This window comes from Methylotuvimicrobium sp. KM1 (assembly GCF_044788715.1).
Lineage (GTDB): Bacteria > Pseudomonadota > Gammaproteobacteria > Methylococcales > Methylomonadaceae > Methylotuvimicrobium.
The window spans coordinates 4,114,018-4,127,382 of sequence record NZ_CP173170.1 but is presented as its reverse complement, the minus strand read 5'-3'; the positions used below and the strand labels follow the sequence as shown (position 1 = coordinate 4,127,382).

General features: G+C 49.3%; 13 protein-coding genes. 8 read left to right on the top strand and 5 right to left on the bottom strand.

Annotation, left to right across the window (positions count from 1 at the left end; genetic code table 11):
• The first annotated feature begins 70 nt into the window (after window positions 1-70).
• A complete protein-coding gene (locus tag ACINK7_RS17745) occupies window positions 71-4,216 on the top strand; it encodes an EAL domain-containing protein (RefSeq protein ID WP_404357316.1) in 4,146 nt (1,381 codons plus the stop codon).
• A gap of 34 nt (window positions 4,217-4,250) precedes the next feature.
• Here ACINK7_RS17745 and soxX read toward each other — a convergent pair whose 3' ends face one another.
• The 5 genes from soxX to ACINK7_RS17720 all read right to left on the bottom strand — a co-directional run bounded on the left by soxX (window position 4,251) and on the right by ACINK7_RS17720 (window position 7,360).
• Window positions 4,251-4,613 carry a sulfur oxidation c-type cytochrome SoxX gene (gene soxX / locus ACINK7_RS17740; RefSeq protein ID WP_404357314.1) on the bottom strand — a complete coding sequence of 121 codons (363 nt, stop codon included), beginning with the start codon at window positions 4,611-4,613 and terminating at the stop codon, window positions 4,251-4,253.
• A complete protein-coding gene (gene thiE / locus ACINK7_RS17735; protein WP_404357312.1) occupies window positions 4,610-5,236 on the bottom strand; it encodes a thiamine phosphate synthase in 627 nt (208 codons plus the stop codon). Before thiE ends, soxX begins: the two co-directional genes overlap by 4 nt.
• On the bottom strand, window positions 5,233-6,024 hold the full coding sequence (locus tag ACINK7_RS17730; protein ID WP_404357310.1) for a hydroxymethylpyrimidine/phosphomethylpyrimidine kinase: 792 nt from the start codon (window positions 6,022-6,024) through the stop codon (window positions 5,233-5,235). Before ACINK7_RS17730 ends, thiE begins: the two co-directional genes overlap by 4 nt.
• Before the next feature lie 304 nt (window positions 6,025-6,328).
• Window positions 6,329-6,754: a protoporphyrinogen oxidase HemJ gene (gene hemJ / locus ACINK7_RS17725; RefSeq protein WP_404357308.1), complete on the bottom strand. Its 426-nt coding sequence runs from the start codon at window positions 6,752-6,754 to the stop codon at window positions 6,329-6,331.
• Window positions 6,755-6,793: 39 nt separating this feature from the next.
• Entirely contained in the window at window positions 6,794-7,360 is a 567-nt protein-coding gene (locus ACINK7_RS17720; protein ID WP_404357306.1) for a peroxiredoxin family protein, read from the bottom strand.
• Between the two features lie 372 nt (window positions 7,361-7,732).
• On the opposite strand from ACINK7_RS17720, the gene serA reads away from it, so the two are divergent.
• The 7 genes from serA to ruvB all read left to right on the top strand — a co-directional run bounded on the left by serA (window position 7,733) and on the right by ruvB (window position 13,353).
• Complete coding sequence (gene serA / locus ACINK7_RS17715) at window positions 7,733-9,316, top strand: phosphoglycerate dehydrogenase (protein ID WP_404357305.1); 1,584 nt, start codon at window positions 7,733-7,735, stop codon at window positions 9,314-9,316.
• Window positions 9,313-9,954, top strand: coding sequence for an HAD-IB family phosphatase (locus ACINK7_RS17710; RefSeq protein ID WP_404357303.1), 642 nt, complete (start codon window positions 9,313-9,315; stop codon window positions 9,952-9,954). Before serA ends, ACINK7_RS17710 begins: the two co-directional genes overlap by 4 nt.
• 53 nt (window positions 9,955-10,007) lie before the next feature.
• The gene (locus ACINK7_RS17705; protein WP_404357301.1) at window positions 10,008-10,760 is read left to right on the top strand and encodes a YebC/PmpR family DNA-binding transcriptional regulator; all 753 of its coding nucleotides are present in this window, start codon (window positions 10,008-10,010) and stop codon (window positions 10,758-10,760) included.
• A gap of 228 nt (window positions 10,761-10,988) precedes the next feature.
• Window positions 10,989-11,144 (top strand): hypothetical protein, encoded by a 156-nt coding sequence (locus ACINK7_RS17700; protein WP_404357300.1) that lies wholly within the window; start codon window positions 10,989-10,991, stop codon window positions 11,142-11,144.
• 75 nt (window positions 11,145-11,219) lie between these two features.
• Window positions 11,220-11,720 carry a crossover junction endodeoxyribonuclease RuvC gene (gene ruvC, locus ACINK7_RS17695; protein WP_404357298.1) on the top strand — a complete coding sequence of 167 codons (501 nt, stop codon included), beginning with the start codon at window positions 11,220-11,222 and terminating at the stop codon, window positions 11,718-11,720.
• Complete coding sequence (gene ruvA, locus ACINK7_RS17690) at window positions 11,717-12,322, top strand: Holliday junction branch migration protein RuvA (RefSeq protein WP_404357296.1); 606 nt, start codon at window positions 11,717-11,719, stop codon at window positions 12,320-12,322. Before ruvC ends, ruvA begins: the two co-directional genes overlap by 4 nt.
• Entirely contained in the window at window positions 12,319-13,353 is a 1,035-nt protein-coding gene (ruvB, locus tag ACINK7_RS17685; RefSeq protein ID WP_404357294.1) for a Holliday junction branch migration DNA helicase RuvB, read from the top strand. Before ruvA ends, ruvB begins: the two co-directional genes overlap by 4 nt.
• The last annotated feature ends 12 nt before the right edge of the window (window positions 13,354-13,365 follow it).

Sequence of the window (13,365 nt, the reverse complement as noted above, 5' to 3'; positions counted from 1 at the left end):
ATTACTCATAAAGAATCGTTAAATATGCTAATCTTTGTAGGTTTATTACTATCACTATGATTATTCAAGCATGATTGTTGTTGGCATTGGCGCGTCTGCGGGTGGATTGGAGGCTTTGCTTCCGTTCGTGTCGCATTTATCGCCGGATACCGGGATGAGTTTTATTGTGGTGCAGCACAGTTCGGCCGATCAGCCTAGCTTGTTGGCCGAATTATTACGCAAAGAAACGACTCTGCCGGTTAACGAAGCTAAAAACGGTGCCCGTTTACAGACCAATACTATTTATGTCGCTCCTCACGATTTCGATATTGCAATCGACAACAATCATTTCAAATTAAGCCGGCCGCCTTCTAACCAAGTTCCTAAGGCTTCAATCGATTATTTTTTTAAGAGTCTTGCCGAGTCATGCCAAGATAAGGCAATAGCCCTTGTTTTCTCAGGAGCCGGTAGCGACGGCGCGAATGGCTTGAAAGCCGTAAAAGCGGCGGGCGGCATTACGATGGCTCAGCTCCCGGAATCGGCTAAATTCAGTAGTATGCCGAAGGCCTCGATCAATTGTTCCGATGTCGATTTGGTGGTTGAGCCGGCGGAGGCCGCCGGAAAGTTGGCCGCGATAGCGCGTAATTTCGAAAAGAATCTTGGAAACAATCCGGCGCAAGGCGCGCCGGATGCGGTCAACTTGTTGATCGACCGCATCTTGAGTACGACCGGAATGGATTTCGTGAATTACAAAAGCAGTACGATCAACCGGCAAATCCATCGTCGAATGGCTATTTTGCAAATCGAAGACTTCGATGAATATGTCCGGTTTTGTTTGGATAACACAGAAGAGCTGTCACGCTTGGCTTTCAGCTTCTTGGTTTGCGTAACGTCTTTTTTTCGAGACGAACAGTCATTCGAGGCATTGAGAGATGCGCTCAAAACGATTGTCAACGCTAAGTCTCCGGGCGATGAAATCCGTATTTGGGTGCCCGGTTGCGCGACCGGCGAGGAGGCTTATTCGATTGCGATGTTGTTAATGGAAGAGCTCGGTGCCGCAATTTCCCGCTATCGGGTGCAAATTTACGGTACCGATATTAACGCCAATGCGATACGAATCGCCCGGAGAGGCGAGTATAACGAAATTGCCTTACAGGGTTTAAGTCGAGAATTCCGAGAAAAGTATTTTTTGCCGCTGGAACAAGGCTTTAGTATTAATCGGAGCCTGCGGGATTTGGTTATTTTTTCGCGTCAGGATTTAATCAAGAATCCGCCGTTTATTCGCCTGGATTTAATCAGCTGTCGCAATCTTTTGATTTATTTAAATCAGACGATGCAGGAGCAGGTGCTCAAGAATTTTCATTATTCATTGTTGAATAACGGAATTTTGTTTCTCGGGCAGGCCGAGTCGTTATGGAAACTGAACGATGCCTTTACACGGCTCGATCGTAACAATAAGTTATTCGTCAAAAACAGTACCCTCGTCATTCGTCCCGATTTAAATGCCAAAAAAACGATCGATTTCGCAGTGACGGAAAATGACCGTGGCAGCAATCCGGTTTTCCCGGCCCATAGAATAGTGGGTCAGGATAAGCTATTTGAAAAATATGTGCCGCCCAGTATTCTTTCGACGCGAGAGGGTCGCGTTCTCGAGTTTTATAATCACTGCGAAGATTTTATTAAAATTCGGCAAGGCAAGGCGGATTTTAATCTATTCTCGATCATCGATCCGGTTTTCAAAACCGAACTAAGAGCATTTTGCCATCAGGCGTTATCCAATAATCAGCCTGTCAAGAGTCCGCCTTTGACCTTGGTTTTCGAAGGCAAGAGCTATCATTACCGGATTTCGGTTGTGCCGGTTTATCACCAATTGGCTAACGATAACTTATTGCTGATTTCATTCGAGCCCGTTGCCGAGCATTCCGATATTAGCCCCCCGGATCGTGAGGCGGCGCTATGTATTACCGAATTGGAGCATGAGTTGCAAACGACTCGCGAGACTTTGCGAACCGTGACCGAAGCGTTGGATAACTCGGTCGGCGAATGGCAAATCATGCACGAAGAAGCGCAGGCAACTAACGAAGAACTCCAGTCGACCAATGAAGAGTTAGAAACGTCTAACGAGGAGTTGCAATCGATCAACGAGGAATTAACCTTGGTGAACGATGAATTGACCGTTAAAACGAAGGAGTTAGGAGAGTTAAACGACGATTTGAGAAATATACTGGAAAGCATCGAAATGGCCGTGATCGTGATCGATAGTCGGATGCGAATCACCCGTTATAATGGGGTCGGTCAGCGTTTTCTTCAACTGAATTCGATGGCAAACGGTAATCTCACAATCGAATCGTTGGAAATATTATTCGGTTGTGAAAATCTAGTCGGTCCTGTGCAACAAGTGATACAGACACAACAGAGTGTCCTGATAAAGAAAGAAAAACAGGGGCGACATTATGATCTCACGCTTTATCCCTACCGGAGATTAGCCCGTAATGAAGTGACAGGGGCCGTGTTGACCATCGAGGATATTACTTCGCAATACTTGGCCGAACAGCAAATTCGTCTATCGGCCAGTGTGTTCGATGCCGCTAATGAGGCCATCGTGATTACCGACGAAAATAACCGGATTATTTCAGTCAATCCGGCATTCACTGAAATTACAGGCTACAGTAAGAACGAAGTGTTGGGAAAAGACCCGAAAATACTCAATTCCGGTAAGCAAACGAAGTCGTTTTACCGGAATCTTTGGCATACCCTTGAGGAATCGGGAAGTTGGCAAGGTGAAATTTGGAACAAACGCAAGTGCGGCGAGATTTACCCGGAATGGCTGTCGATTAGCGCATTGAAAGAAGCGGAAGGAGGGGTTTCGAAATATGTCGGTATTTTTTCGGATATCGGCGACTCGCTTCGGGCTCAGCAATTGATTCATCAGCAGGCTAATTTCGATGCGTTGACCCAATTGCCTAATCGTAATTTGTTTTATGATCGATTGCAGCAGGCTATTACTAAAGCGCAGCGCGAACGAAAGCTATTCGGGTTAATGTTTATCGATCTTGATGGGTTTAAGGATATTAACGATGCGCTTGGGCATTCGCTAGGCGACCGCGTGCTGCAAGAAGTTGCCGCACGCATGGCGCATGTTTTCAGGGAGTCGGATACCTTTGCCAGATTCGGCGGGGATGAATTTACGGTGCTGGTCCCTAATTTGGAGTCCGAGACCGATATGATCGCGCCGACCGAAAAAATACTCGAAGCTATTCAAATGCCGATTCATGCGGATGACCATGAGCTGAATATTACGGCCAGTGTCGGCATCACGATTTATCCGAATGACGGACGAGAAGCCGAAACATTGCTTAAAAATGCCGATAATGCGATGTATTCGGCCAAGGCGGAGGGCCGCAACGCCTATCGCTTTTTTACCCAAGAAATGCATGAGAAGGCGCAGCGTCAGCACCGTATCGTCAACGATATTAAAAACGCCGTTAAATTCGAACGTTTTATTGTCTATTATCAACCAGTTGTTGATCTGCAAAGCCAGCGTTTATGCGGCGCAGAGGCTTTAATTCGTTGGCAACATCCGGTGAGAGGGTTTATTTCGCCGGATGAGTTTATTCCGGTTGCCGAAAGCTTGAATCTTATCGGGCAGATTGGCGAGTTCGTATTAGCCAAGGCTTGTCATTTTATTGCCGGTTTGAATAGCGAATTGGAGACTGAGTTATCGATCGCGGTCAATTTCTCATCGTTACAATTTGTGAACGGCAGTTGTGTCGATAAATGGCTGGATATAATCAACCATAGTGGCGTCGGTGCGAATCATTTCGTTGTTGAAATAACCGAAAGCTTGATGATGAGCCACAAGGAGCATTATATTCGGCAATTGCAAAAACTGAGGTCTGAGGGCATTAAAATCGCATTGGATGATTTCGGTACCGGTTTTTCATCGCTCAGTTATTTGAAGAAACTGCCCGTTGATATTATCAAAATCGACCGGACTTTTATAAGGGATATACTGGTCGATCCGAGTGACGCTTCGCTCGTCGAGTCGATTCTCGATATCGCTAATAACTTTCGGCTCGAAGTCATCGCCGAAGGCGTTGAGGACGAAGGGCAGGCTGAATTTCTCAAGACTCGTCCATGTGCTTATGCGCAAGGGTATTACTACAGTAAGCCGTTGCCCGAAGACGAGTTTAAACGGTTCGCGGTCGGCAAAAGATTTTGTGACAAGATCAAGTAAGAATTTTATCCTCAGCCCATCGCGCGAAGTATAGTTATTCGAGCGACCATAAATAGTCGACCACTTGATCGAGCTCTTCGTCGGTCAGTATTTTATTGCGTCCGTATGGCGGCATGCTGGTTTCCGGATTGAAAACGCTCGCATCCCGGATTTGTTGTTTCAATTGTTGCCGAGTTTTGAAGCGGGCGCTCAGGTTGTTTAGCGGCGGACCGATATTGCCGGGCGATTCGCCGTCTTCGATGGCATGGCAGGCAAGGCAATTGCCTTTGTCTCGGTCGAAAGCCAATTGTTTGCCTTGTTGTCGTATTGGGCCGGTATTCGCGGCGCAGGCCGTTATTAGTAAGGGGACAAGCACAGCGTATTGTCCGAAACCAAGCAAAGGCTGCGATTTGTTCATGGGTTTGAGCGCTCGAATAATGAGTTAAACATTTTTGCCGATTGCTCAGTGTCCCGGCCATACAGGCCACCGACTACGGCCAGCAAATCGGCGCCGGCATCGATCAATAATTGGCCGTTCTCAGGTAGGATGCCGCCGATCGCGACGATAGGAATTGTCAATTTTTGCTTGGCAAGTTGCAGTGTTTCCAGTTTTGCCGGTGAGGCAAGCGGTTTGGTGCCGGAAGCATAAAAGCGTCCGAATGCCGCGTAACTGGCGCCTAATTTTTCGGCTTCCAGGGCTCGCTCGATACTGTCGTAACAAGAAATGCCGACGATGGCATTGACTCCAAGCCGATGTCTGGCCAAGACAATATCTTCATCATCCTTGCCGAGATGGACGCCGTCCGCGCCGATCGTTGCAGCCAGCTCGATATCGTCATTGACGATCAAGGGTACATTGGCCGCATGACAGGTTTCGAGTAGCGCCTTGGCGAGTTTCAAGGTGTCGGAAGGGTTTTTGTCTCGGTATTGCACCATCACCGCGCCGCCGCGTATCGCGGCGGTAACTTCTTCAATGATGGTTTCAACTGTTTTGTTATCGGTTTGAGTAATCGCGTAAAGCCCGCGTTTAGGCATGTTCATGCGTCGTTTTCCATCCAAAAAAGTCGATTCGGGTTGTGCTGGCCTTTTCCGGGCCGATAAGCATTTTCGAGAGCGTTCCAGGTATAGTCTTGAGCTTCGTTGACCGCTGAAAATGGCGCGAGTCCATGAGCGATCATTGCGGCAATCGCGGACGCCAGTGTGCAGCCGGAACCGTGATAACTGTGTGGGAGACGCTCCCAATGAAACGACTCGAGTAGCGCGCCATCATGATACAGCCGGTTGCACACGGTGTCGCTTTGTTCGTGCGTGCCGGTGACCAATACATATTGGCAACCTTTATCTAATAAACTCAACGCGGCGTCATTGAGATCTTGCCGGCCGCTCAGTTTGCGCGCTTCGACGCTATTGGGCGTTAGTACGGTTGTGCAGGGCAATAACAGGTCGTTGATAGTGTCTATCAATTGCTCGCCGGCTAGTTCGGTTCCGCCGCCGGCCGCCAGAACCGGATCGAGAACGACCGGAATGTTGGGATGTTGCTCAAGGATCGTGTGAATGGCCTTGGCGGTTTCATGATGCCCGATTAGGCCGATTTTGATTGCTTGTATCGATAAGTCAGCCAATAGAGTATTGGCTTGGTCAACGATGTCGCCGGGTTTTTGCGGAATGAGTTTTTTGACATTACCCGTATCTTGTTCGGTCAAAGCCGTTATGACGCTGGCGGCATGGCAGCGGTGGCTGATCAAGGTTTCGATATCGGCTTGTATGCCGGCCCCGCCGCTGGGGTCGTGGCCGGAAAAGCAAAGAACGGTAGGGCGTGTAGTGGTCATATTAGGGTTAATCCTAGAAAAAGCATTTCACCATGAAGATCATGAAGAATAAGAAGTTAATTCAATGGGTTGCTGTGGCTTCGCAAAACAATTCTACTCTCCGGAAAGATTGTTCAAAATCTATGAATAATCTCTTGAAATGTTGTATAAACTTCAATTGCTTCATTGTTAAACTACCGAATTTAGGTTAATTGGGTGGCTTAAAAAAATTTGCCGCAAATAGAAATAAACTTCGCGTGGTTCAGCCTGACTTTCGCTGTGCGATCAGAGCAAATGTCGAGTTTCATTTTTCGCGGAGAAGGAATCAAAACGGTTTGACGACGGCCAGTATTACGATGCCGACTAAAAACAGCACCGGCACTTCGTTCATCCAACGGTAATAAACATGGGAGCGGCGGTTACGGTCGTGTTTGAAGTCGAATAGCCAAATGCCGCAGAAAATATGATAGATCACCAGTAGCAGTAACAACGCCAATTTGGCATGCAGCCAGCCGTTTTGTCCGTAAAGCGCCCAGGCATAATCGATCAGCATCCAGATGCCGAAGATAAACGTGACCATCATGCCCGGCGTCATGATGCCGAAAAAGAGTTTTCGTTCCATAATTTTGAAACGTTCGTTGCTGATGTCGTCGTTGCTCATCGCGTGATAGACGAAAAGTCGCGGTAAATAAAACAGACCAGCGAACCAGGTAACCATGAAAATCAGATGTAAGGCTTTTAACCAGAGCATAAATCAACCTTTTAGTTGTGTGTGCGATTAGGAGAGCATTTAACCATGAAGAACAGGAAGTTTCTCGTTCCCAAGCTCCAGCTTGGGAACGAGGTAGGAAACTGCTGAATCTAGGATAAAAGAATCAATGCGATTTTTCATATCCTTTAGGTCGAATGCGCCTATTTTATGCAAAGCAATCGTGCCGTCCGGCTTGATTAAAAAGGTTGTTGGGGTTAGGCGCACGTCGCCGAAGGCCTTGGCGTGCTCGGCCTTAAGATCGAGTGCGACCGTGTAAGGTAGTTGCTTGGCGCGGGTCATTTCGAGGACATGGTTCGGTGGGTCATAGTACATTGCTACCGCTATTATTTCTAAGCCGCGCTCATGATAGTCCCTGTACAATTCAATCAAATGCGGAATTTCCTTGATGCAGCCAGGGCAGTCGGTAGCCCAGAAGGTGACGATGACCGGTTTACCATGCCAATCCTTCAGGTTGATTTTTTCTCCGGTAATACTCATGAACGTAATGTCGGGGGCCGCTATCGATGCCGGGTTGAGCGCGATCCAGGCGGCTGATGCGATTAAACCGGCGACGATCAATCCGATGAACCACTCTTTGGTTTTCATGGGGTTTTTAATGTTTTGTTGGGATTTTGACAGGACTTGCGATCGAAATCGATCTCGAACTGTTTTTTTTGCTTGATTACGATTAACCGATTATAGCAAAGCTGTTAAGCTATGCACTTTCTCAGCAATTCCCAATTTGAGGATAAAAAGGGGTGTGGGGTGTGCTTGGCGAGGATGTCGGCGGCAGGGGCAGATTTTTGCTCCTGCAAAATCTGCATTCACGCCATCCTTGGCGTTTAGCCGCCGTCAAGCCCCCATGGATGGGTCTACGGCGTTCCTCGACAGGCATACCCCGCACCCTAAACACGGCGAAATTTTTTAGACTGGGAATTGTTGGCACTTTCTGAGCTCCATTTCAAGATATTGACATCCATGTACAAAATACTCATCTCCGACAAGTTGGCTGAAGCCGGCATTAACTATTTGAATGATCGAGACGATATTCATATTCATATCGAAACCGGACTTAACGAAGACGGTCTTTGCGAAATAATCGGCGATTTCGATGCCTTGTTGATTCGTAGCGATACTAAAGTGACCGAGAAAGTTCTCAAAGCGGCTTCACGTTTGAAAGTTGTCGGTCGCGCCGGTATCGGCGTCGATAATGTCGATTTGGCCGCCGCAACCGAACAAGGCGTCATCGTTATGAATACGCCCGATGCCAATGCGACGACTACCGCCGAGCTGGCGATCGCGCATTTGTTGTCGCTGAGTCGTCATTTGCCGTTTGCCGACCGTTCGATTCGCGCAGGGAAATGGGAGCGTTCCAAATTAATGGGCTCCGAAGTGGCGCATAAGACGCTATCGATACTCGGCTTCGGCACGATTGGGCGCATCGTTTCTCAACGGGCTTTAGGATTGGGAATGCAGGTCATCGCATACGATCCGTTCGTTACCCCGGAAATCTTCGAAAGTTATGGCGTTAAACCGGTCGATCTCGACGAGTTGATTGAAAAGGCCGATTATTTGACCTTGCATTGTCCGTTGATCGAAAAAACCAAAAACATTATCGGGCGCAACCAATTGGCTCGAATGAAAAAGAGTGCAATGCTGATTAACTGCGCCCGAGGCGGTTTGATCGACGAAGCCGCTCTTTACGATGCGCTCAATAATAATGATATCACCGGAGCGGCGTTGGATGTTTACGAACATGAACCACCGGTCAATTCGCCGTTGTTGGCGTTGGATAATATTGTTTTTACGCCGCATCTGGGCGCGTCGACCAGTGAAGCGCAAGTCGCGGTCAGTGTCGAAATCGCGAGGCAGGCCGTGACCTACTTAACGACCGGCGAGGCGGTCAATGCGCTCAATTTGCCGAGAATGTCTGCCGAGCAGTTAAAAAAAGCCAGCCAGTTTATGAGATTGGCCAATATCCTCGGCAAGGTCTTGGCCAACTTGGCGACGAAGCCGATCGAACGGGTCGAGGTTGCCTTATTGGGCAAGGCGTCCGAAGTCGAGGCTCGTCCGGTATCGGTCGAGGCCTTGGTCGGCTTATTGGCTGGTAAGTTGTCGACCCCTGTTAATCGGGTCAATGCCGAGAAAATCGCCAAACGGCAAGGTATCGCCTTAGTCGAGTCGAAAACCGAGGAAACACACGATTATTTGTCGTTGGTCAAAGTTACCGGTTTTTGCGGAGATCAATCGATTGCCTTGTCTGGAACGCTACTTGGCGAATCGCATCCGCGCCTGGTTCAAATCGATCGCTTCGAAATAGAAGTCGCTCCTGAAGGCACCCTGATTGTGACTCGTCATGAGGATAAGCCGGGCGTGATTTCTGCTATCAGTGCTGTGCTCGGCAATTCCAATATCAATATTACGCGCATGGAGGTCAGTGCGGCTGACGAAGAAGAGCGAGCCATGGCGGTGATTAGCATTTCCGAGCCTTTGACCGATGAAATACTCGGCCAGTTATGCGATGTGCCGGCGGTTTTCCAAGCGACACAGATTATTTTATGAGATTCGATCGAATTTGTTTCGATTTCGACAGCACCTTGAGTCGGATTGAAGGCATTGACGAGTTGGCCGAGCGCCTAGGGCAAGGCGAGGCTATCGCAAAATTGACCGATGCCGCGATGAATGGAGAAGTGCCGCTGGAGGCCGTGTACGGACAACGTTTGGATTTGATCAAACCGAATCGAGCGGCGATCGACTGGCTGGCCGAGCGATATTTGAGCGAAATCGTCGACGGCGTTACCGAGTTATTTGCCAGATTGCGTGCCGACTGCCGCGAAGTCTATATCGTTAGCGGCGGCATTCGACAATCTATTTTACCGATGGCGGCTTTTTTGAATGTGCCGGAGAATCATGTGCATGCGGTCGACGTTTTTTTTAATGAAGACGGGGCTTATATTGATTTCGACCGCGATTCGGTTCTGGCGAGAGCCGGCGGTAAAGCCGAAATCTGTATCCGTTTGAAACAGAATGGCTTGTCGCTGGCAATGGTCGGCGACGGCAATACCGACTTGGAAGCGAAGCAGGCCGGCGCGTGTTTTATCGGTTTCGGCGGTGTAGTCGACAGGCCTAAAGTTCGGGAGCACGCTGATTACTACGTTGACGATGCGTCGTTGCTCGGTGTGCTTAGATTTATTTCTTAACCGTTGGCGAAATGTTAAAATCCGCCGTTTTTTAAAAGTTTTAGAGAGACACAATGGCTGGACACAGTAAATGGGCAAATATCAAGCATAGGAAGGCCGGGCAGGATGCCAAGCGCGGCAAAATTTTTACCAAAATGATTCGTGAAATTTCAGTTGCGGCAAAGGCGGGCGGTGGCGATCCGGCTTCGAACCCGACCTTGCGCACCGCGATCGACAAGGCGTTGAACGCCAATATGAAGCGCGATACGATCGACAATACGATCAAAAAAGCAACCGGAGCGCTGGAGGCTGAAAACTACGAGGAAGTACGTTATGAAGGCTATGGACCGGCCGGTGTCGCGATCATGGTCGATTGTTTGACTGATAATCGTAATCGTACGGTCGGCGAGGTGCGTCATGCCTTCAGCAAGGCGGGCGGCAATCTCGGTACCGACGGCTCGGTGGCTTATTTGTTCAACAAAGTCGGCATTATCAGTTTTCCGGATTCGGTCGATGAGGATGCGGTAATTGAAGCGGCGCTCGAAGCCGGAGCCGATGATGTCGTGACCAATGACGACGGTTCTATCGAAGTGATCACGGCGCCCGAGAATTATATGGACGTCAAGGAAGCGTTGATTGCAAAAGAGTTTGCGCCGGAAAATTCCGAGATAACGATGCAGCCTTCGACCAGTGCCGAGTTGAACGCCGAGGAAGCCGAAAAATTAATGCGGCTGATCGACCGGCTCGAAGATTTGGACGATGTGCAAAACGTCTATTCGAATGCCGATATCAGCGATGAAATCATGGAGCAAATGTCCGCTGATTGATCGCTTTCCGATTCATAAAGTCTATTTTCCTAAGGAATATGCATAAAATAACTTTTACAAGTAGTAGGCTTTGCGGAGGTTCAGTGACTCGCTTGACAGGACTCCGTGAACCTAGCACCTAAATTATGCGAGATAGTTATCATAGCCAAAGGGCTATGGAATTTAGGTGCTGGGTGAATACGTCCCTGTAGGCTTGACGGCGGAATCTGATTGCCATGGACGGGATGAATGCAGATTTTGCAGGAGCAAAAATCTGCAAACGCCATGGATGGCGTGAATGCAGATTTTGCAGGAGCAAAAATCTGCCCTGCCGCCGACACCTGTCAATCGAGCCACCGAACCCCCTTCCAACAGTTGTCTAAGTTATTTCATGCTCGTTCCTAATAGGGGTTTTCTCTTTAGTATTTTTCGAATGAAAAAATTATTTTGCTGTTCATACGCAACCGATATCATTACTTAGTGACCAAAATTTTAGGCATAGACCCGGGGTCCCGCATCACCGGTTATGGCGTGATCGAAGATTCACCCCGTGGCGCGAAATATATTGCCAGCGGCAGTATCAGGGTCGGTTCGGATTATTTTCCGGACCGGCTGAAACGCATTTTCGAAGGTCTGGTACAGGTGGTCGAGCTTTACCGGCCCGACCAAATGGCGATAGAACAAGTCTTCATGCATAAAAACGCCGATTCGGCGCTTAAATTGGGTCAGGCCCGGGGGGCTGCTATTTGCGCGGTACAGGCGGCTGGTTTGCCGGTTTATGAGTATGCGGCGAGGCAGGTCAAGCAGGCCCTGGTTGGCAAGGGTAATGCCGAAAAAGCACAGGTCCAGCACATGGTTAAAATTTTGTTGAATCTTCAAGGTGATATGCAGATCGATGCCGGCGATGCGCTTGGGATTTGCCTGTGTCATGCCCATTACCAGCAAACCGCGCAACGTCTTCGGCTCGGAGTGCCCGGATGATCGGTTATTTGAGGGGGAAACTGGCGAGTAAGGCGCCGCCGTTACTAGTGATCGATGTCAATGGCGTCGGCTATGAAGTCGAAGCGCCGATGACGACGTTTTATAACTTGCCCAAACTCGGTGAAGAGGTCAAGTTGTTCACCCATCTGGTTGTAAGAGAGGATGCGCATATCCTATTTGGTTTTGCGTCCGAATCCGATCGTTTGATGTTCAGAACCTTGATCAAAGTCAACGGTGTCGGGCCGAAATTGGCCTTGACGATTTTGTCGGGTCAAAGCGCCGAAGAATTTCATCGTTGTATTCACAATAACGATACTCAGTCTTTGGTGCGTATGCCCGGTGTCGGCAAAAAGACCGCCGAGCGCTTGATCATCGAAATGCGCGACCGCTTACCCGAATTGGGCGGTTCGTCGGCTTCGGCCGAAAGTGGCGAGACGATATTACCGACGATTGCCGCGCAGCCGATTCAGGAGGCGATTAGCGCGTTATGCGCGTTGGGTTACAAACCGCAAGATGCGGGGCGAATGGTTCGCGCGATTCCGGCCGAGGGCAAAAGTTGTGAGGACATCATCAGATTAGCTCTGCAAGGGGCAGCGAAATGATTCAAAACGACCGCTTGATCAGTGCCGAAGGTAACAATGATGAAGAACGCCAGGATCGAGCGATTCGGCCTAAGCGTTTACAGGATTATGTCGGTCAGCAAGAACTGCGGACGCAGATGGATATCTTTATCCGGGCCGCGCTCGGACGTCAGGAAGCATTGGATCATGTTCTGATTTTCGGGCCGCCGGGACTTGGTAAAACCACCTTGGCCAACATCATCGCCGCCGAAATGAATGTGCATATTCGTCAGACTTCGGGGCCGGTGCTCGATAAAGCCGGAGATCTTGCGGCATTATTGACCAACCTCGAGGCGCATGATGTCTTGTTCATCGACGAAATTCACCGTTTGAGTCCAATGGTCGAAGAAGTGCTGTATCCGGCGATGGAGGATTATCAAATCGACATCATGATCGGCGAGGGTCCGGCGGCTCGGTCGATCAAACTTGATTTGCCGCCGTTCACGCTGGTCGGCGCGACGACTCGCGCGGGTCTTTTGACATCGCCGTTGCGTGATCGTTTCGGCATCGTGCAGCGGCTCGAGTTTTACACGGTCGAGGAATTGGCAGCCATTGTGACGCGTTCGGCAAATTTACTGAAAATTGTAATCGAATCGGCAGGTGCTCATGAAATCGCTCGCCGCTCGAGGGGAACTCCGCGCATTGCCAATCGATTATTGCGGCGCGTGCGCGATTTTGCCGAAGTCAAGGGCGACGGTAAGGTTTCCGAGCAAATTGCCGGTGAAGCGCTGGCGATGCTCAAAGTCGATAACAACGGCTTTGATGCGTTGGATAGAAAATTGCTTAGAACGATGATCGACAATTTTGCCGGCGGCCCGGTAGGGCTGGATACATTGGCGGCCGCGATCAGCGAAGAGCGAGGCACGATCGAAGATGTGCTGGAGCCGTATTTATTACAGCAAGGCTTTATCATGCGTACGCCCAGAGGGCGGGTCGTAACGCAGAACGCTTATCTGCATTTCGGCTTGCAGCCGCCGGTACAAATGGGTGCGACCGACGAGTTGTTTACTTGAGAGGAAAGGTGA